At 46.4% G+C, this 19887-nt stretch carries 13 protein-coding genes; 6 read left to right on the top strand and 7 right to left on the bottom strand.

Annotated features, from left to right (window positions below):
* Positions 1-41 precede the first annotated feature (41 nt).
* The 3 genes from IEY13_RS04430 to IEY13_RS04420 are packed head-to-tail and all read left to right on the top strand — an operon-like array spanning position 42 to position 4483.
* Positions 42-2675 (top strand): TonB-dependent receptor, encoded by a 2634-nt coding sequence (locus tag IEY13_RS04430; protein WP_188950735.1) that lies wholly within the window; start codon positions 42-44, stop codon positions 2673-2675.
* Positions 2676-2709: 34 nt separating this feature from the next.
* Entirely contained in the window at positions 2710-3780 is a 1071-nt protein-coding gene (locus tag IEY13_RS04425; protein ID WP_188950734.1) for a sensor histidine kinase, read from the top strand.
* Positions 3758-4483: a LytR/AlgR family response regulator transcription factor gene (locus IEY13_RS04420; RefSeq protein WP_188950733.1), complete on the top strand. Its 726-nt coding sequence runs from the start codon at positions 3758-3760 to the stop codon at positions 4481-4483. The genes IEY13_RS04425 and IEY13_RS04420 overlap by 23 nt, the downstream gene beginning before the upstream one ends.
* Before the next feature lie 67 nt (positions 4484-4550).
* On the opposite strand, the gene IEY13_RS04415 is transcribed toward IEY13_RS04420, so the two are convergent.
* From IEY13_RS04415 to IEY13_RS04405, 3 genes are all read right to left on the bottom strand, one after another.
* The gene (locus IEY13_RS04415) at positions 4551-4997 is read right to left on the bottom strand and encodes a helix-turn-helix domain-containing protein (RefSeq protein ID WP_188950732.1); all 447 of its coding nucleotides are present in this window, start codon (positions 4995-4997) and stop codon (positions 4551-4553) included.
* Positions 4998-5012: 15 nt separating this feature from the next.
* Entirely contained in the window at positions 5013-5345 is a 333-nt protein-coding gene (locus tag IEY13_RS04410; protein ID WP_188950731.1) for a type II toxin-antitoxin system HigB family toxin, read from the bottom strand.
* A gap of 877 nt (positions 5346-6222) precedes the next feature.
* On the bottom strand, positions 6223-8844 hold the full coding sequence (locus IEY13_RS04405; protein ID WP_188950730.1) for a T9SS type A sorting domain-containing protein: 2622 nt from the start codon (positions 8842-8844) through the stop codon (positions 6223-6225).
* A 345-nt stretch (positions 8845-9189) separates the two neighbouring features.
* On the opposite strand from IEY13_RS04405, the gene IEY13_RS04400 reads away from it, so the two are divergent.
* The 3 genes from IEY13_RS04400 to IEY13_RS04390 all read left to right on the top strand — a co-directional run bounded on the left by IEY13_RS04400 (position 9190) and on the right by IEY13_RS04390 (position 10902).
* A complete protein-coding gene (locus tag IEY13_RS04400) occupies positions 9190-9585 on the top strand; it encodes a hypothetical protein (protein WP_188950729.1) in 396 nt (131 codons plus the stop codon).
* 77 nt (positions 9586-9662) lie between these two features.
* Positions 9663-10253 carry a Crp/Fnr family transcriptional regulator gene (locus IEY13_RS04395; RefSeq protein ID WP_188950728.1) on the top strand — a complete coding sequence of 197 codons (591 nt, stop codon included), beginning with the start codon at positions 9663-9665 and terminating at the stop codon, positions 10251-10253.
* A 67-nt stretch (positions 10254-10320) separates the two neighbouring features.
* The gene (locus tag IEY13_RS04390) at positions 10321-10902 is read left to right on the top strand and encodes a DinB family protein (RefSeq protein ID WP_188950727.1); all 582 of its coding nucleotides are present in this window, start codon (positions 10321-10323) and stop codon (positions 10900-10902) included.
* Here the strand turns inward: IEY13_RS04390 and IEY13_RS04385 are convergent.
* The 4 genes from IEY13_RS04385 to IEY13_RS04370 form a co-directional block, all read right to left on the bottom strand.
* Positions 10875-13697: a glycoside hydrolase family 95 protein gene (locus tag IEY13_RS04385; protein WP_188950726.1), complete on the bottom strand. Its 2823-nt coding sequence runs from the start codon at positions 13695-13697 to the stop codon at positions 10875-10877. The two genes, IEY13_RS04390 and IEY13_RS04385, sit on opposite strands and share 28 nt — an antisense overlap.
* Positions 13698-13700: 3 nt before the next feature.
* Positions 13701-15245, bottom strand: a complete 1545-nt coding sequence (locus tag IEY13_RS04380; RefSeq protein WP_229687726.1) for an MGH1-like glycoside hydrolase domain-containing protein — start codon at positions 15243-15245, stop codon at positions 13701-13703.
* A 54-nt stretch (positions 15246-15299) separates the two neighbouring features.
* Positions 15300-18050 (bottom strand): alpha-d-galacturonidase, encoded by a 2751-nt coding sequence (locus tag IEY13_RS04375; RefSeq protein ID WP_188950725.1) that lies wholly within the window; start codon positions 18048-18050, stop codon positions 15300-15302.
* Positions 18051-18145: 95 nt separating this feature from the next.
* A complete protein-coding gene (locus IEY13_RS04370) occupies positions 18146-19876 on the bottom strand; it encodes a RagB/SusD family nutrient uptake outer membrane protein (RefSeq protein ID WP_188950724.1) in 1731 nt (576 codons plus the stop codon).
* Between the last annotated feature and the right edge of the window lie 11 nt (positions 19877-19887).

The raw sequence follows: 19887 nt of genomic DNA, 5'->3' as shown, positions 1-19887 counted from the left end.
TGGCCGTCACAACCTGGTCCGTCTGGTAGCTTTGTATCACTATGAAGCAAACTATACTCATTCTATTCAGTATTATACTGGCCTGCACCTTGCGGGCCCAGATGCCCTCCGCAACCGGGCATTTGTACGGAAAAGTAACTGACAGCTCCGGAAAAGGTCTTAACGGCGCTTCTGTAGTGCTGTTACAACAGCAGAAAGACACAGCTACAGGCAAAAGCAAGGATATACTGGTGAAAGGGATTGTCACCCGATCTTCCGGAGAATTTGACTTTGAAGAGATTCCGGTAAAAGGATTGTTAACCCTGAAGATTGAAGCAACAGGTTTTGTGGCCTGGGAGCAAAAGGTATCTTTTATGCCGGCAGGCCCGCAAGGGGCTACGGGTGGTAGTACGCCTCCTGCCGGCATGCAAGGTGCCGCCACCGGCGGAATACCCGGCGGCACGTCTGCGCCTTCTTTTGAAAAAGATCTGGGTAAAGTAAAACTGGTAAGCAGCAATAACCTGCTCACCGGCGTTACGGTAACCAGCTCTGCCAAACCGCTGATGCAGCTGGACCTTGATAAAAAAGTGTTCAGCGTGGAAAAGAACATTGTAAGCAATGGTGGTACCGCATTGGATGTAATGAGAAACGTACCCTCCGTTAACGTAGATATAGATGGCAATGTAAGCCTGCGTAACAGTTCCCCCCAGTTGTATATAGATGGCCGGCCAACTACACTTTCTCTGGATCAGATTCCTGCTGCTACTATTGAGAGTGTAGAGGTCATCACCAATCCCTCCGCCAAATACGATGCAGGCGGTGGTGGCGCAGGTATCCTGAACATTGTACTGAAAAAAGACAAGAAGATTGGTTACAATGGTAACGCCCGTGCGGGTGTAGACAGTCGCGGTGGCACCAACGCCGGGCTTGATTTTAACGTGCGCCAGGGGAAGTTCAACTTCACTGCCAGCGGCATGCTCAACCGAATGAGAGATAAAACCGTAGGTAATACCGACCGCCATAACCTTACCACCACACCACTTACTTCCATTTATCAGTCTAACGCCGATAAAAACAGTGGAACCATGATGTTTGGTAAAGTGGGGTTGGATTACTTCATGAACAGTAAAACCACCTTCTCTTTTGAAGGCGTGCGGGTACATGGGGAGTTTAAGCCTGCCGGCTTGCTGAATATGTATACCGATAGCCTTTTCACCACAGGCACCAGTACCAGCTTTGCACAACGTAATTCCAATACCAACCGGGTATTTAATGGTGGCGGGTTAAAACTGAGTATGAAGCACCTGTTTTCTAAAGAAGGCGAAGAGTGGACTGCAGATGCCAATTTGTTTGGTGGTAAAAACACTAATAACTCGCTGTATGTAACCGATTATTACAGCAACGGTTTGGGCAGCAGCGTACTTAACAGTGCCCGGCAAAAAACCATCGGTACCGGTAACGACCGCTTTTATACTTTTCAAACAGATTATGTAAAACCACTGGGCAGTAACACCAAACTTGAAGCAGGTTTGCGCGCGCAACTGCAGCATATTGAAAACGTAACAGACAACTATCTGTACAACGCCAACAGCAAAGCATTTGACCATGCGGCCAACGCCAGCACCAACTATAAAAACAATCAGAATGTATATGCAGCGTACGTATCTGTAAAAAGCAGCATCAAAAACTTCAGTTATCAGGTAGGTGTTCGGGCTGAACGTTCTAATTATAATGGCGACCTGCTTACCACCGGCCAGCACTTCAGCAACAGCTACCCGGTAAGCCTGTTCCCTTCCATCTTTTTAAGCCAGCAGCTGAAGCACAACCAGCAGGTACAACTGAGTGTTACCCGCCGTATTAACCGGCCTAACTTTTTTCAGCTGATACCATTTACCGATTATTCAGACAGTTTGAACATAACACGCGGTAATCCCGATCTGGTGCCCGAGTTCACCACTTCCTTCGAGCTGTCTTACATGAAGAGTTTTTCCCGTACGGCCACCTTTCTGGCATCTGCCTATTACAAGCACACCAATCACCTGATTACCCGTTATATTGATACGGCAGTGAACGCAGTATCCGGCCATCAGGATCTGATTAATACTTATATCAACGCCAATTCCAGTTACACCACCGGCGCGGAATTAACGTTAACCAACAACTTTACCAAATGGTGGGATGTTTCTACCAACGTAAACATTTACAACTCCCGCATCAATACCAACAATGTAAGCGCTTCGCAGGATGCATTGTGGAGTTGGTTTGGTAAAATGAACCATAACTTTAAATTGCCTGCCGGCTTTACCTTTCAATTAACCGGTATTTACCAGTCTAAAACCAATCTGCCGGTAAACGATAATAAAAACAACATGGGAGGCCCTCCCGGTATGCAAACACAGTCCGCCTCACAGGGTTATATCAAATCGTTCTACAGCGTAGACGCAGCGGTAAAGAAAACCTTCCTCAAAAACAATGCGGCATCTGTTTCGTTAAGTATCAGTGATATATTCCGTACCAGACATACTGATCAGTATTCACAAAGTGATTACTTTACACAATACTATAGCCGCCTGCGCAATCCGCAACTGGTAAGACTGAACTTTACTTACCGCTTTGGAAAAATGGATGTAAACTTATTCAAGCGTAAAAACATGAATAACGACAGCATGCAGGGCGCTACACAAGGGATGCAATAACACCAACGCTATTGCATCCTTTAATAACAGACATATGAAGTTAAATCTGGAAAACAAATGGCTGAGAATATTGCTGCACCTGGTTGCCTGGGTGCTCATATTCTCGCTCCCCTATCTTTTAAGACATTCTTACGATAACCTGCGCCCCGGAAAACACCCACCACCGCCTTTCAACAGCTTTTTCCTGCTGGTAAATCTTATCTGGATGGGCCTGTTCTACCTTAACACAGAGGTACTGGTGCCGCTGCTGATACATAAAAGAAAAACAGCGATATACATATTTTCTCAGTTGGGTGCGTTGTTTGTAATTATGCTCATGCACTGGTTCCTGTTTACACACCTTATGCCTAACGATAAAAACGAACCACGCCAGTTTAGCATACTGGCCTTTCTCGATTTTAATATTGTGTTGTTTATACTGGATACCGCTGCCAGCCTGGCCTACCGCACCATTGCCGATAAGTTTAAGGAAGAGAATCTGGAAAAAGAGCGGCAAAAAGAAAACATGAAAACAGAGCTGTCTTTTCTGCGTTCCCAGATAAGCCCGCACTTTATGTTTAATGTACTTAACAACATAGTAGCACTGGTAAGGCTTAAATCGGAAAAGCTGGAACCTACTATATTCAAGCTGTCGGCACTGATGCGGTACATGCTGTACCAGTCAGACGAAAAAAAGGTACCGCTGAAACGGGAGGTAGAATACCTGCAAAGTTATATTGACCTGCAGCAGCTGCGTTTTGGCGATAAGGTAACCGTAAACGTAGAAATTGATGTTCCCGATGGGCAGCTGGAAATAGAACCTATGTTGCTGATACCCTTTGTGGAAAATGCATTTAAACATGGCACCACGTATATAGCCAACCCGCAGATAGATATAGAGCTTACCGTACGCAACCGGCAGTTGTATTTTCTGTCCAGCAATAAGTACAGCAATAATCAGGATGAAACCAAAGATGAAACTTCCGGCATAGGATTGGCGAATGTTAAGCGAAGGCTGAAGCTGCTGTACGGCAACGATCATGAAATGATGATATTAGAAAAAGATGGATGGTTTTCTGTTTCACTTCAATTAAAATTGCACGATGTTACAATGTATAGCCATTGATGATGAACCCCTGGCACTGGCCCTGCTGGAAGATTATATCAGCAAAGTGCCTTACCTGCATCTGGTAGCCAAATGTCAGGACGCCTTTGAAGCCACTAAAATGATGCAGGAGCAGGAAATTGACCTGATCTTTGCCGACATACAGATGCCCGGCCTTACTGGCATTCAGTTTATTCAGAGCCTTGCACACAAACCCATGGTTATTCTTATTACAGCCTACGAAAAATTTGCGCTGGAGGGGTATAATCTGGATGTGGTAGACTATCTGTTAAAACCGGTAGAAATGGATCGGTTTATAAAAGCCTGCAATAAGGCCAACGAACTGTATCAGTTAAAGCATGCCACCCGGCAGCCCGCCACAACTTCGCAACCTCATCCTGCTTACTTTTTTGTAAATGCTGATTACAGCCTGGTAAAAGTGCAGTTTGCTGATATAACATGGATTGAAGGGCTGCGCGATTATGTTAAAATTCACCTGAAAAGCACAGCCAAACCGCTTATTGTACGCTCGGGCATCCGGGCTATTGAACAGGAACTGCCTGCCGATGGCTTTTTACGTGTACACAAATCTTTTATTGTTTCGGTAGACAGTATCACCTCCGTACGCAAGAACAGCGTATTTATTAATGAAATGGAAATACCGGTAGGTGCTGTTTACCGCGAAGCAATAGATCGTTTAACCGGCAAAACGGGGCATAACTAAGTTGATGCAGGCTGAGCCAGTACAATAACAAACTCAGGCTGCATCAATTATTTCACACCAGTAATAGCTAAGCACTTTCCAGCTCTTCAGCAGAGCTTGCAACACTTGCATCTCCCGAACGGAAACTCTCAGCTAACACTAACTGATAAGGCCGGTTCAAAGCCTCCTGAGATATTTTGAAATGTTCAGACAACTTCCTTATTACTTCTTTTGAAAGCCCTTTTTTATAATTTAAAATATCTGAGATATACCCTTTGCTTACCCCCAAAATATCAACAAGGTCTTTGGCTTTCAAATTATGATCTCTGATAAGAGAATGCAATAGCTGAATGGGATCGAGCTCTGCAAAAGTGTTATGCTCTGCATCCCATTTTTCAATAAGCACCGTTAACAAGGCTATTTCATCTTTCACATTTCTGTCTTTTGAAGACGAATAAACAAGCTGCTCCAGTATATTGCAGTATTCTTTGTACTGAACTTTGCTGGTAATTACTTTGTATTTAAGCGTTTCCATATCTTCCTCCTCTGGTTAATAGTGATTAATACTAAGTTGCTCCCGGGCATTACAGAGCTTATCATATTCCGCATGTGTACCAATCCAGCAGATAAACAAATGAACCTGTTTATCTCCGAAGACATATTTTACAAGCATTCTATACTTATTCCCTCCAATGTTCAGAATGGCTCTGTCAGATCCATTTCCTAACAAGTCTGCACCTGAAAAAGTATCCTGTATATCAGATGGGCTTTCCCAATCTGCATATTTAAGTTTGGTAAGAAACTCTCTGAATCCGGTTCTGCTTTGTGTATTTCTGCTGGCAAAAGACTCTATCGTTTCTTTTCGTATCAAATGAACTTTCATAACAAAGTTACTTTTTTCTTTTTAGAAGTTCTCTTTTTGTGAACTTTTTTTTCTTTACCCCCTCTGTTGTTCTTTTTTCTTCCTTCTACTGACGGTATATGGTATTTCACCTGTTTGCCTATTTTCTGTTTCCGGTGCGTACTCAAAGCGCAACGCCGGAAAAATTGCAGCGGCTGGCTGCATCCGGCAGGCAATAGCCGGTGTAGTTTTTCCTCTGGCTACTCACCCATCACACACACCTGCACGGCCTTGCGGAACACAACAGCCACAATTTTTCATATGTGTAGCATTCCTTAAGCTACCCGAATCACCCGTTCAGGTACCAGCTTCGTTAACCTAATCACCTGAATACGATAACGATGGACCATTGAGGCTTATTCAGTTGGCCGACAGCTCCCTTGAAGCACTTTCACCAGCCCCTGGAGTATCGTAGCTCTTCAGCCATACCCGTACAGAACTCACTAAATCAGCTGAACATTACAACCAGTTACCTTCGCAAGTTTTTCCACCGGTTACATCTCCGGAACAGTTGCCTGAGTAATACACTGGCCTGCTGTACCCCAACAGCCATGTACCAGACAAACACACTGGCGTCTCCCATTCATATGCCGCTGCACCACCAACATACCAACTGCACTTCTCTTCATACCCATGTAACTATCCCGGCATATGACTGAGTAGTCAGCCATATTCAAATATGCGCACGGTAACTTACAATGAAGCGCAGCCAAATCAGCATACTCCCCATCCATATCAAAAAATCCCGCATGCATCTCAAAATATCAGCAGTTTCCATGTGCTTTTACAAGCTGTGGCAAAAAATAGCCCACCTGAGAACAGGCGGGCGGTTATCCAATTCCTCTCAAAGTGCGAGAAGCTAGTTTTTGATAACGTTGGTGGTAGTTACCTGCTCACCCTTATCCGTTATCAGTTCAATTATATACATACCAGCTGCAAAGCCAGATAAATCGAGTTCGTCTTTCTGTGTGTCACTGCCGTGCCATATTCTCTTCCGCAACACTTCCGCACCCGCACTGTTATGCACCACCAGCAGCATGTAGCGTTCCGGATAACCGGTAAACATTACCGACAATCTTCCGGTTGTAGGGTTAGGAAACACCATCAGGCTGGCAGTAGCATTTGCCTGCGTTACCGGTATTATGTTGGATGTGGCTACACATCCTTCCGTACTGGTTACAGAACACTGGTAAGCACCCGGATGTGCGGCCGTTACTTTATAGCTCGCAGCAGTAGCATCCGTTACAGCCTGCCCGTTTAATAACCATTGATACCCACCTGAAATATCAGCAGCAGTAGCAGTAAGTGTTACCGATTCATTCTCCGAGAGAGTGGTATTGCCACCGGCAGTAATAGTAACCTTTCCCGCTGGTTTGGCAGTGATGGTAAAGGAAGTGGTTACACTATCCACACCGCCATTAGCAGTGCCGCCATTGTCTTTTACAGTAATGGTAACAAGGGCTTGTCCGGAGGTACTATCTTTCACTTTATACCTGAGCACCGTTGTGCCATCAGAATCCCGTATCACTATCAGCTGGGCAAATAATCCCGGGTTGTTGGTATGTACAGCTACCGTTACACATTCATCCCCTTCCGGTCCGCAGGTTATACCCGTAAGCGGCAGTACGCTCATTCCGGCATTTTCACAAACTACCTGGTTTGCCACAGCATCTATCACCGGAGGCTCGTTCACGTTATGTACTACTATCACCAGCGCTGTATCTACATAGCGCGCCTGCAAGGTGGCCCTTACCCGCACATGGTATTGTTGTTGCTGCTCATAATCCAGCGCAGCAGCCGTTTGTAAGGTGTTGCCAGAAATGGAAAACAAACTGTTGTCGGTATCACCTGCTCCGGCAACCAGGCTGTATACGCCCGCGTTACCGGAAGTAAGCGCCAGCTTACCTGCCTGTGCCCCGTTCCTGTTTTCATAAAGTGTATCCGCTGTAAAGCGGATGGTATCCTCCAGCGATGCTTCTCTTAACAAAACCATTACCTCTTCCGGCGCAGAAGTGTTTACGCCATCACTTACCGTAACCATCAGGCTAAAGCCTGTTATATCCGGGTTGTGTAAAGCATTCTCATTGGCCACTTTAAGCTCGCCGGTAGCGGGGTGTATGGCAAAAGCACCCTGTACATTGCCTTGCATAATAGTCCAGTTGCCCAACACTACCCCAACAGGGCCTTTGGAAGTAGCTTTTACTGTGCCTGCCACCGTTCCCGCAGCGGCCAGCCTGTCTGCAGAAAAGCTTTGAAACGGCGTTACCTGTGGCGCAACCGCGTTAATAATCAGAGCCCGCTGGTTGGCAAGTGTAGCCCCCCTGCCCGGCAACTGCAGCGTAGCATTTTTCGCCGTGGCATCCTGTATGGTACCGCTGTTAAGCCTGAGTGCATCAGTTGCCAGGTAATCCAGCTTCAAAGAAGTATCTCCCGGCTGCACCGTGTACAAAAAAGTAAGGGCACTGCCACAGGAACCTGTTACATAAACGGCCCTGCTGGCATGATTGCCCACATTCAACAGCAGATACGGACTACCTGCTGAGGTATTCACCACTACATTCCTGTTAAAATACACTTTGATATTGATTTCATCGCCAGCCCGGTAAACACCATCAGGCATATCGGAAGCTACCGCTATTACATACGGCGCGCTGGTGTCGGGCTCAGGCGTACTGGTAGTATCTGTGCCACCCGGCGTATCTGGCGTATCAGGCAAAACAATAGCAGGTGGTAGCCGCCAGATGGGTGCCACATTTATAGAACTGAAAGTATTGTTCCAGTTGGCATTGTCATTCACCATACCACGCAACACCCCGGGAGTAGCGTTATAGCCAGCCGAATAAAAACCACCAATGGTTGTTTTCAGCTGAGCGGTATTCGGGTCTCTAACCCATACTCCACAGGTACTGCATAAAGTGTTGGGATAAACAGACAGTTCGCTTGCACCCGTTGCCACACTGGTAACATCCCAGCCCTGTTGCGTGGTTCCAGCGTTTTTGTTGTAATGTAAACCAGCCAGTAACACCGTTGGCGAAGGCCAGGTGCCGGTAAAAGCAAACAACTGGTCACCAGAAGTGGAAAGATCAAAAGCTCCTGACAAACGGGTAACAGTACCCTTATCGGAAGAGGGGGTAGAACTAACTATCATTTTTACCTGTTCGCCGTAACGCAGATCGCGGCCGGCAGTCCATTTGGCAATTCCCTCTCCCCCTTCCCTGCCCACCTGAGAAGGCAACCATCCATTATCTGTAAATAGAATTTCTGTGCCGGCAGTAATACCCGATGCTTTCAGTACAACAAAACTAACGGTATCAGCAGTGGGTGATGTACGAACCAGATAACCTGTAAAGGCAATATCTCCGGAAACGAGGGCAGTTTGTGCTTTTGCAGAAAAAGCAGCGGAGAAAATCAGCGCAAATACCAACAATACAGTCAGATACCATTTACGCCTGTGCAGGCGCATTAAACATGGTGTTTTCATAACAGTTAAGTTTTATACGGATTTTATTCGTGATGCGAATATAGAAGCGAAACGCAGTTAGCAAAAAATATTTTACAGTTTTTATGTTTCATCCAAAACCCTTACCATTCGCGCGCATGTTATTAATCATAAATAAATTATTTTATAATATCTGCCAGCAGTTTCTCAACCCCCGCACCATATCATTAACATTAAATCACATCTGTTTAGCATTAAAAACCAGGAAACTGCCCTTATCACATACGAACACTTTCTCATTTGTTACACAATTGTTATAACCCCTTCTGCCATGTAATTTTTTGCTCCTTTTTACGTCTTATATGTGGAACTAAAAAACAACCAGTTATGAAGAAGATTCTAGCAATATTGCTCGCTCTCGCAATGGTGTCAGGCGTATCCGCTCAAAGACATGGTGGCGGATTCAGGGGAGGTTACAGAGGAGGAGGTACCCGCGTTATCGTTTCAGCAGGAGGCTTCTATCCTTTTGGTGCGTATTACGGCTTTGGTATGCCTTTCGGCTACGGCTATCCGTATGGTTATCCGTACGGTGGGTATACACAGCGTCCGTCTAAACTGGATCTGCAGATTGAAGACATTAAGCATGATTATGCCGACAAAATTGCCTCAGCCAGAGCCGATGACGGCCTTAGCCGTAAAGAGAGAAGAAACGAAGTAAAAGCGCTGAAAAGAGAGCGTGACAATACAATTTTGCAGGCAAAAAAGAGTTATTATAAAAGGTAACTCTTTGCATTCCCCCGATTCAAAGCCCGGCCTGGCCGGGCTTTTTTTGTAAGTGCAGGAATTGCCTATTTTCATTTATGCAAAAGGCCGATTCATTACAGGAACTGCACAAAATAGTAGCTGCCATTCATCCGTTTTCCGGCGAAGAATGGGAACATTTTGCCGGCATATGGCAGCCAGTTTCTTATAAGCGCAAAGAGGTACTAACAACTGCTGACGAAACAGAACGATATCTGTACTTTGTACTGGAAGGTGTACAACGCGCTTTTTACACCGGAGAAAACGGGCAGGAAGCCACTATAGTATTCACATACCCCTACTCCTTCTCCGGCATAGCGGATTCTTTTCTTACCCAAACACCTTCCCTTTACTTTATGGAAACGCTTACACCCAGCAAACTGCTGCGCACTTCCTGGCAGCAACTGCAGCAGTTTATTCAGCAACACCCGGTTGGCGAACGCTGGTTGCGCATGGCTACTGCACTGGCGCTAAAAGGAGCCCTGGAACGGCAAACAGAACTGCTTACCTGCAATGCCGAACAAAAGTTCCGCAAACTGCTTACCCGCAGCCCACATATGCTGCAACTGGTATCTCACAAATACCTGGCTTCATATCTGGGTATTGATGCAAGCACCTTTAGCAAACTACTGGCAACCGTAAGGTTATAAAATCATGGGAAATACCATGATTTTCCACTCACCGGCAAAATAGCTTTGCTTTATAAAAGAAGTGAAAATGCAAACCCTGAATAGCAAGCTTTTATTACAAACACTGGAAGACGAAACCAGGCAACTGCTGTCATTTGCCCGTCAGCTCTCTGCAGCACAAAAGACATTGCAGCAAAATCCTGTACAAGGTGGCTGGAGCGTTGCACAGGTACTGGAACACCTGAATACCTACTGCAATTATTATCTCCCTTTGTTAACCAACGCACTGGCGCAAAGCCCGCAAACCTCCTCTGCTGCCTTTCATCCGGGCTGGCTGGGGAATTATTTTACAAAGCTGATACAACCCGCTCAGGAGTGTGTTGCACAAAAGAAAATGAAAGCAGCAAAGCAACACTTACCTGCGCCCAAACCCGATGCAAAGGCTGTGCTACAATCATTTATCAACCATCAGGAGCAGTTGTTAACATTACTGCAACAGGCAGCGGGTAAAGACCTACATGCCATAAAAATACCGGTTTCCATACTTCCTGTACTGAAGCTGAAAACCGGCGATATTTTTCGCTTCCTGTGTGCACATCAACAGCGCCACCTGAAACAGATAAACAAAGTACTGGCTGAAGTTTACCAGCCTTCCATTACATATTCCTGACCAGCTTTGGTAGCAAAGCTTTTCTCTTTTCCCTTATAAATCAGCTTGCAGGTTTTACCTGCAAGTGAAGTTACCACTACCTTCTGCAGGCGCTGCTGTTGCCATACCAGTTGTAGTACAAAACCACCCCTGGCTTTAATTCCACTAACCTGGCCTTCTGCTAAAGCTGCTGGTAACGCAGGCAGCAATACAATGCCTTCACCCTGACTCTGTACCAGCATTTCTGCTAACCCGGCTGCACCACCAAAGTTGCCATCTATCTGAAAAGGTGGATGTGCATCCATCAGGTTGCTATATACCCCACCCTGCTCCTTCCCTTCCTTCTCAGCAGGTGCAAGCAGGTTCGACAATATGAGTAAAGCATGGTCGCCCTCCAGAAAACGGGCCCACAGGTTTACTTTCCAGGCAAGGCTCCACCCGGTACCACCATCACCCCGATAGAGAAGTGACTGACGGGCAGCCTTCATCTGTTCCGGTGTTTGCCAGGTGATATCTGTTCCGGGATATACACCCCATAAGTGCGACACATGCCGGTGTGTATCCGAAGTATCATCCACATCTTTCATCCACTCCTGCAACTGGCCATACCTACCTATAATATTAGGCGCAATGGCATCGTACTGTTGCTGCCAGCGGATACTGCTATCGCTATCTACCTTCAGCACAGCTGCTGCTGCAATACACGCTTTATATAAGTCCCGGATAATCTGATGATCCATCGTAGGTCCTGCCACCAAACCACCATGCTCAGGAGAGTTGGAAGGCGTGCTGATGATTTTGCCTGTTGCCGCGTCTTTTACCAGAAAGCTGTTGAAGAAGGAAGCTGCCGATTTCATTAAAGGATAATACTTTCTTAAAAAAGCAGTATCCTGTGTAAACTGATAATGATCCCATATATGATGGCACAGCCACGCTGCACCTGTTACCCAAATACCGTGATTAGAAGCATTAATAGGTGCAGTACCCCGCCATATATCGGTATTATGGTGCAGTACCCAGCCCGGTGCTCCATAATATTCTTTAGCCGTCTGCTCCCCTGCTTCACCTGCTTCTGCTATCAGATCAAAAAGCGGTGCGGTACAGCCTGACAAATTCAATACATCTGCCGGCCAGTAATTCATTTGCAGATTAATATTGGTGGTATACTTACTACCCCATGGTGGCGTAAGTAACTCATTCCAGATGCCCTGTAAATTAGCAGCCTGCCCGCCAGGTCTGGATGAAGAAATCAACAAATAACGCCCATACTGCGTATACAAACTTAGCAAGCCCGGGTCGGCAGCAGGTGAATATTGCCTTATGCGCTCATCAGTAGATAAATCAGTACGATTACCACCGCCGAACGATAAGCTAAACGCATTGAAAAGACTTTGATAATCTTTCAGATGTGCAGCCTCTACGCTGGTAAAGTCCTTTTCCCCGATGGCCTGTAAAGCAGTTTTACAGATAGCAGCCGGGTTGCCGGATACATCCTGATAGTTTTTGAAATTAGTGGCAGCAGTGATATAGAAGGTAACGGCATCTGCGCCTTTTACAACCAGCCTGCCGGCCTTCACAGCCAAACTGCCTTTTTGGGCAAACACCCGCATATAACTGGTACCCCGCAAAGCCCCATCCTTTACCTGTATCTCAAATGCCAGTGTGCGCGCATCTACTTGTTTTACCTGCCAGGCCTTGTGTGAGGTACCCAGCAAAGCCTCTACATTCAGGGCACCGGGCTTATCTGCCGTAAAGCGTGCCACCATAGCACGGTGCGGCGCACTTACAAAATAACTACGTTTGTATTGCACACCGCCTGCTTTATACTGTACATGCGCAGTAGCTGTGGCAAGATCCAGATCTCTTTTATACTCTTCCACTTCGCCGGTTACCGGAAAGCGGAAATACACATCCCCCAACGGTTGGTATCTGGCCTGATATTGTGGAAACTCAGGCGGCGTTGCGTTCTGAATTTTATATTTCCATACGTTGGATAAAGCTATACCCGATTCAGCAGTTGCGCCTTTAGGGTAAACCGCTAAAATACGTTCATCGCTTTTCACGCCGGCAAAGCCACCTTTATCGTAAAAGTTAATTACCTGTATAGCCAGTACGTTCTTTCCGGGCTTCAACGCTGCAGCCGGTATAGCGTACACTCTTTTGGTGTTAATACCCTCTCCTGCTGCTACCATCTTACCGTTGACATAGGTATAATCCATATCGCGTATTTTACCCAAAGCCAGTACCAGCTCTTTCCCCTGCCAGGCGGCCGGTAATTCAAAGCTGGTCCTAAACCACACAGCACCATCCAATCCATCCAGCCCCATGGCTTCCCATCCGTTCAGCATAGGTAAACGAATACTATCCCACAGTTTATCTGCAACACCGGGCTGCGACCACTGCGTCTGGCTGCTCACCTGTTTCAACCAGGTTCTTTTCCGTTGGGCGTATACACTGTCATCCACACTTTTCATCCCCATAAACTGTTCCGCCGCCAGCTTTTCTGCTTCACCTTGTTTGCCTTGCCGTAACAGCGTGCGTATCGGCTCCAGATATTGCACAGCATGCTGCCGGTTATAGTTGCGTGGCCTGCCCGTCCATAAGGTAGATTCATTCAGTTGAATATGCTCTTCCGCAACACCACCATACACCATACCTCCCAAACGTCCGTTACCTATGGGTAGTGCCTCTGTCCATTTAGTAGCAGGCTTTTTATACCAGAGCAACAGGTTATTATCCTGCGATATAGCAGGCAAGCTTACCACCAAAGCCAGTACAGCAGCGCAATTGCGTACAGATAACAGGTTCTTTTTCATGGTTTACAGCTTTACGGTAATGCGTTTCAATTTACTGCTTTGCGCAACTTTTTTACCATCCACCCAAATCTGCAAACCTTTGCCTTTCCCATATTTGCTGCCGGTTTTATCCCATAGAATGGTAATATCGTGTCCGTGATACAAAACCTTATCCAGACAAAACCATTCCCAGCTTTTCTCAGGCAATAACGGTGCAACCTCCAGCGTATTATCTACCCGCGGCTTCAAACCAATAAGATCGCTGATTATAATATCGCAGAAAGTAGAGTGGTTATAAAAGCTACTGCGTGCATTATCCCCCTTCAGCCAATAGCCATTTCTTTCATCCTGATACTCGCCAATATAAGGCTGTCCGTTTTTCTGATGAGAAAGTGCATACTGATGCACTGCACCTAAAAAAACTGCACTATTCAGCTGCTTCGGATATTTGCGGTAATAGTTTAACAGATTAGCAAAACCTTTCAATGTTTGTGAAGAAGCAAAAGGCCATACAGCACCATCCCATTCGCAGGAATGTCCTGAACCATGTGTACGGAATAAAGGATGCCTTCTTTCCGCAGTAGTTAAACCCCAGGGAGCCATAAAGCCGGATGTATCTGTTAACTGCAACCAGGCATTGCCCAACTCCGCTTTATCCGGTGGCAGGCAAAAATACCAGGGCGTAAACCCGATGGCTTCCCGCGCATCAGATAGCTGCCCGTTCTGTAATCTGGTTTTATAAAAAGAAGCTGAGGCATCCCACAAACTATCCTGTATTACTTTACGCAATGCCGTAGCCTTGCTGTTGTAAGCAGCAGCTACATCAGGCTTCTGTAACAGATTTGCCATGGCAGCCATAGCCATGGCGTTACCATACATATAACTGTTAATGCTGGGGCGGCGGTTCTGTACTTTCCGGCCGCCACTGATAGATTCTTCCATGGCATCCTTTACATCGTACTGCCAGAACAATCCACTCGCCAACCCACGCTCCTGCTCCCAGCCTACATAGTCGGTATCCATATCCGGATACAGGTTACGGATAAACGCCTTATTCATGTTTACTTTATACAGCTGATACACCGCATCTTCCACCCAGCCGCTAAAGCCGTGGAGGCGGGGCGCTTTAAAGGTTTTATCCTTCTGCAGCCAGAAGCGCACATAATCATTCAGATACTGTGTATCACGCAACCAGCGGGCTTCATAAATATGATGCCCCAGGCCACTGCTTACAGAATTGTGTTTGCCAGCATGTTTTACCGGCGTAATAAACTCAGTGAATATAAACCCGTCTGGTGTTTGCTTCAGATGCTTGCGCAACGTCCACCAGCGGTAATAATATATCTTTTCTATGGTAGAATCCGGACATTCCAGTAAAGGCACATTGGCCTTCATAAAAGCAAGCGCTTTACTGTCAGGTATATAATTCTGTACATCCTGTGTATCGGTAGCGTTAAATACTTCCACATACCGTGTTAACGTGGCATCTGTAAGCACACACCCCTTCTGTTGCTGGGCATTCAACTGTAAGGCACACAGCAACAGAGCAGCAGGAAGTAGTTTTTTCATCTCAGTAAAAGCAAACATCGTTCTGTATTTTTTCATGTCAGTTCATCCATTATTCTATTCAAACAACCAGTCCAGCTCCAGCTTCGTAACGCCCGGTACAAGCCCTGCATCATAAGGTTTCTGCATCTGTCCGGCTTTTACAAAACCCAGCACCATTACCGCCCCCCTGGCCAGGGTAAGCGTATGCGTACCCGCTTTAAAACCATAGCTGTGAATGTTTACTGCCGGAAAGCCCGTTACCACTATACCATTGGCTACTTTCACTTCAGCCTGCCCGTAATCGTTGGCGCTGGCATTGGTTTCCAGTTCCGGCTCGTGCAGCACACCCGGCACTTTTTTGTTAAAAAAGCCTACCAGTAATTCCACCGGCTCCTGTGTTGTAAACTGTATGGTAGTGCCTTCTGCTATCTGCTTTGCCTTGGTAAACCGCAGCGCATTCAGCGAAGTTAACTCCGGCGCATAATTTTTAATTACCGCCATGGTATCTGTAAACATCATCTGGCCCACCGCCATGTTGTAATTACCTTCAAACGCACTGGTAATAGTTACAGCAGCAGGTTGCAATAACGCCCTTGTTGCAGGAGCAGCATTGGCAGAAGCAGGTTGTTTTAACGAATCTATATTATGGCGGAATGTAGCCAACTCCTGCTGATAATGCGGCAGCAACTCGGCCCATGTTTTGTTTTTACCATCATTGCCACCAATAGGAATTTTCCGCTGGGCGGTTTGCATGCTATTAGCATAACGATAAGTGCCTTTGGTTAAATCAGTCAGCTTGCTGTACCAGTCCACACTTTTTTGCAGATATGGTAACGCGCTATCCAGATCAGATACCTTACGGGAATATTTATACCGCAATACCCATAAAGATGCCTGCGCTTTTTCCGCAAAGCAATGCGCCAGCGCACGGTAACAATACATATCGTTTTTCAAACGGTTAAACTCATCTTTTTCACGGGTAACGCTACCGGCTGCTTTTTCAATAGCCGCAACTGCCGCCTCACCATGTGCTACCACTTCCTGCATTATCTGCACCGGTGTTTCTCCTGTATGCGACTGACCTTTCCAGTCTTTTTCTGCATACTCAATCAACATCTCTCCTTCCGGCCCTTCAGAATTATACAGCAACGTAAACAGACCAAAACGGTAAGGATTAATCAGCTGGTTCATAAACATCCCCAACGTTAACGTCTGGCGGTTGCCATCTGTAATACCAAAACGGCGCAGCAGTTTGGGCGCAATCTCGCCTGAAGCTTCATAAGCATCCAGCACCGATTTACCAGCAGCCTGACCGGTACCAAATTTACTGGCCAGCAGTCCACCCCAATAAGCCACTTCCTGCACACGGTCGCGATCGCAGTTCCAGGCGTAGCGCGACCATGCTTTATACCAGATCCAGTCTCTTTCAATCTGCATCAGGCGTGGTGTGGCGCTGTCTGCTGCATATGGCCAATCCCAGTAAGAAGCTTCAGGGTACAGGTGCAAGGCATTGCCATTGTGTACTGTATGCATTGCCTGCACACTCTTTTGTATAAAGTCAGCGCTGCCATAACGGAAGGGTTCCAGGTTGGCCAGTATATGTACATTCTCAATCTGCACAGGGGCAGCTTTAGCCAAAGTACGATGCAACTCAGCCCAGGGGCCCCGGGGCGTATACGTAGTTAACGCTTCCCCGTTGTATTTGGCTTCGGTATATAAGTTCTTGTATAAAGGAGTAGAAGCCTTCATCACCTCAGGCGCATCGGTATCGTGCGCTCTCAGCACAATTGGCGGCTCCTCCGTTTTACCCAGCAGGCGCAGACCGTCTTTCACACCGGGTATAATGGTTTTAGTAAACCATTCAATATCATCATTACCTACACCTTCCATTGCCTCGCCCAGCGCCACCATCAGGCCCACGTTAGGGTATTTGGCCACAAAGGCAGCAATGGATTTACGTGTATAATCTGCAATCAGCGGAATAATCGGGCGCTCCCTGTCCTGCGTTTTTATCTGATGTTTTTCGGCAAAGGGTTTTGATACAATGATGTTATAAAACATTTGTATCACCCATATACCACGCTTGTCTGCTTCCGTAGTAAGAAAACGATAAATTTCTTCGTTCTTTTTAAAAGTCGCTTCATCTACTTCCACCGCATAAGGGTAGTCCTTCAGCTTTACCAGTGAAGCAAACGGATGCCCGTTCCACAGGTATAGCGAGTTCATACGGTTGGCTACCAGTGAATCCAGGTAGTTCAGCCACAATTGTTTGTTGTAAAACCACGGAAATGTTTCAGGCGTATAAGGGTATTCGTATACCGTACGGCCCGGGAGGTAATAAGGTTTCTGCACCCCCACACAAGCACCGCGTAAAACCATCTGCGGTTTGTCTTTTTGCTGAATAGTGGCAGGTAATACGCCGGTAGCCGCTACCTGATCAGCCAGTTCCAGTAAACCATATAAAACTCCGGAGGGGGCTTCTGCCACTACCACCAATGATTGTGTACCGGTACTGCTGCCGCCGCTGATGAAAAAGCCTTCTTTGCCTAATGAAGTATCACGTCCGGTAACCGACTGCGATTTTACCAGTGCATCCTGCCAAAGGCCCGCTACAATTACCTGCTTTCCACGTTTAATAGAACTTTGCTTTACAATACGCACCGGGTACCCTGCTTTTTTCAACGCTGCTGCAAGCTTATCTGCACCAAACTGAATACGTGCATGCCCCTTTACGGGAATAGCAATAGTAACCGGATCTTTAGCTGAAACAAAAGACCCCATCATTACCAACATCAATATCCCTGCTAACTGTACTATCCTTTTCATATAAGCCTCCGTTGCAACAATTTACTACTAAAAAAATTGGGGGCCAACGGAGAACCGTACCCCCTCTAACTGCTTGTGTTAGTGTATGAAAAATCTTAATAACCAGGATTCTGACCAAACTCTCTGCCGTTCAGCATCGCATCCAGATCGCCCTGTGGTATCGGACGCAGGTAAAAACGTCCCGGATTGGCATCATTCTTCAACTGCACAATATCAGGGTTTAATCTGTTTACCCGGTCAATTATCTTTTTAGTACGTTTTAAATCAAACCAGCGCTGGTACTCACCCGCAAATTCTCTTGCTCGTTCATCCAGAATAAAGTCCAGATTAATATCAGCAACAGTAACCGTTCTGTCAACCGGCAGTGAACCACCTCTGGCACGCATTTCATTAATACGCTGGGCAGCTACACCCGGGTTATTCAACTGCATTTCTGCTTCGGCACTTATCATATACATTTCAGCCAGGCGCATTACAATAAAGTCCAGTGTACCAATACGTGTACCGGCAGGATCGTTAAACTTCTTCATTCTCGGAAAGTTTACACCGCTGTAAATAGCACCGGTAGCACTGTTATAAGTACTGTCGCGATCAATGACCACATACGGACGGCTGGCTTTATCCGGCACGCTCTGGCGGGTAACCCATACTGCTGTATCCACACCTGGTGTTAACACCTTTCCTACAACAGAAGCTTCTTTTCTGTATATAGTGGCATCCCCGGCAGTCCAGGTATACGCAGTGTTGGCGCGCCATACTTCCTGAAAAGTAGCTGCATAACGCGGATCGTTCTGTGCATACATATCCAGTAAAGCACGCGTAGGCATCAACCTTTGCTCCTGTGTATTACCATATTCCAGTCCGCCTGCATTACTTACGCCGGGCTTTCTGCCATCATCATACTTAGTCTGAAACCACAGCTGAGAGCGGTTACCTCTTGAATCGTAGTTTAATACGGGGTTAGAGGAAGTACTTACCACATACAATGCCTCTTTGTTCGCCTTGTTGTTACCAGCCAGAAATACATCTGCATAGTTAGCATACAGGCTTACCCCATATGTACCGGCATTGGTAATAAGCTGGTTGGCATAATCACGCGCCCTGGTAAAATTAGCAGTGGCTTCTGCAGAACCGGCGGTAAAATAATAGGCTCTTGACAAATAGGCTCTGGCCAGAAAGCCCAGCGCAGATTTGCGGGTAGCACGGCTGTATTCACTACCCCAGGTATCTGGCAGATTGGCTAAAGCAAACTCCAGATCACTGATAATAAGTTGATAAAATTCTTCTACCGTACTACGCGTAGCAGTTACCAACGGACCATTGGTTTCTGTAGTCAGCAGCATTACGCCCCCCCACTGCTCTACCACATGCCAGTAATAAAAACCTCTCAGAAAATGTAATTCACCCAGACGCTTGTTCTTATCCGCTTCTGAGGTAAAACCAGCTGCATCAATACGGCCTATACCTGCGTTACACAGGTTAATAGCAGGCCATATAGCACGCCAGGAGTTAATGTTAGGGTTGCCCTGCGATCCGGTAAGCCCTTCATAACGCGTAAGCTGGTTGGCATAACCGGCTCTGTTCTGGTTAAACCACAAATCGGTTCCGGTTTCAGCAACAAACAATCCATTCTCACTCTGGCCATACCAGTCACGCTGGTAGTTATAAGCAGCGTTAACCAGTGTTACAAATCCTTCGGGATTGGTCCAGGTGGTTTCCGCAGTAGAACCGCCGGGGTTATATTCATCCAGCTTGTTACAGGCAGCCAGGCTGGCTACAGTTAGCCCCGGCAAACAATAACGTATAATATATTTTGTCAGTTTCATCTTTCTTCGCT

The organism is Filimonas zeae (genome assembly GCF_014641615.1).
Taxonomy (GTDB): Bacteria; Bacteroidota; Bacteroidia; order Chitinophagales; family Chitinophagaceae; genus Filimonas; species Filimonas zeae.
Note: the sequence above shows the minus strand (reverse complement) of the source record. Positions and strands in the feature narration are given on the sequence as shown.

Coding starts and splice junctions, on each gene's coding strand:
- IEY13_RS04430 (WP_188950735.1), top strand. CDS start 42: ATGAAGCAAACTATACTCATTCTATTCAGTATTATACTGGCCTGCACC.
- IEY13_RS04425 (WP_188950734.1), top strand. CDS start 2,710: ATGAAGTTAAATCTGGAAAACAAATGGCTGAGAATATTGCTGCACCTG.
- IEY13_RS04420 (WP_188950733.1), top strand. CDS start 3,758: ATGTTACAATGTATAGCCATTGATGATGAACCCCTGGCACTGGCCCTG.
- IEY13_RS04415 (WP_188950732.1), bottom strand. CDS start 4,997: ATGGAAACGCTTAAATACAAAGTAATTACCAGCAAAGTTCAGTACAAA.
- IEY13_RS04410 (WP_188950731.1), bottom strand. CDS start 5,345: ATGAAAGTTCATTTGATACGAAAAGAAACGATAGAGTCTTTTGCCAGC.
- IEY13_RS04405 (WP_188950730.1), bottom strand. CDS start 8,844: ATGAAAACACCATGTTTAATGCGCCTGCACAGGCGTAAATGGTATCTG.
- IEY13_RS04400 (WP_188950729.1), top strand. CDS start 9,190: ATGAAGAAGATTCTAGCAATATTGCTCGCTCTCGCAATGGTGTCAGGC.
- IEY13_RS04395 (WP_188950728.1), top strand. CDS start 9,663: ATGCAAAAGGCCGATTCATTACAGGAACTGCACAAAATAGTAGCTGCC.
- IEY13_RS04390 (WP_188950727.1), top strand. CDS start 10,321: ATGCAAACCCTGAATAGCAAGCTTTTATTACAAACACTGGAAGACGAA.
- IEY13_RS04385 (WP_188950726.1), bottom strand. CDS start 13,697: ATGAAAAAGAACCTGTTATCTGTACGCAATTGCGCTGCTGTACTGGCT.
- IEY13_RS04380 (WP_229687726.1), bottom strand. CDS start 15,245: ATGAAAAAACTACTTCCTGCTGCTCTGTTGCTGTGTGCCTTACAGTTG.
- IEY13_RS04375 (WP_188950725.1), bottom strand. CDS start 18,050: ATGAAAAGGATAGTACAGTTAGCAGGGATATTGATGTTGGTAATGATG.
- IEY13_RS04370 (WP_188950724.1), bottom strand. CDS start 19,876: ATGAAACTGACAAAATATATTATACGTTATTGTTTGCCGGGGCTAACT.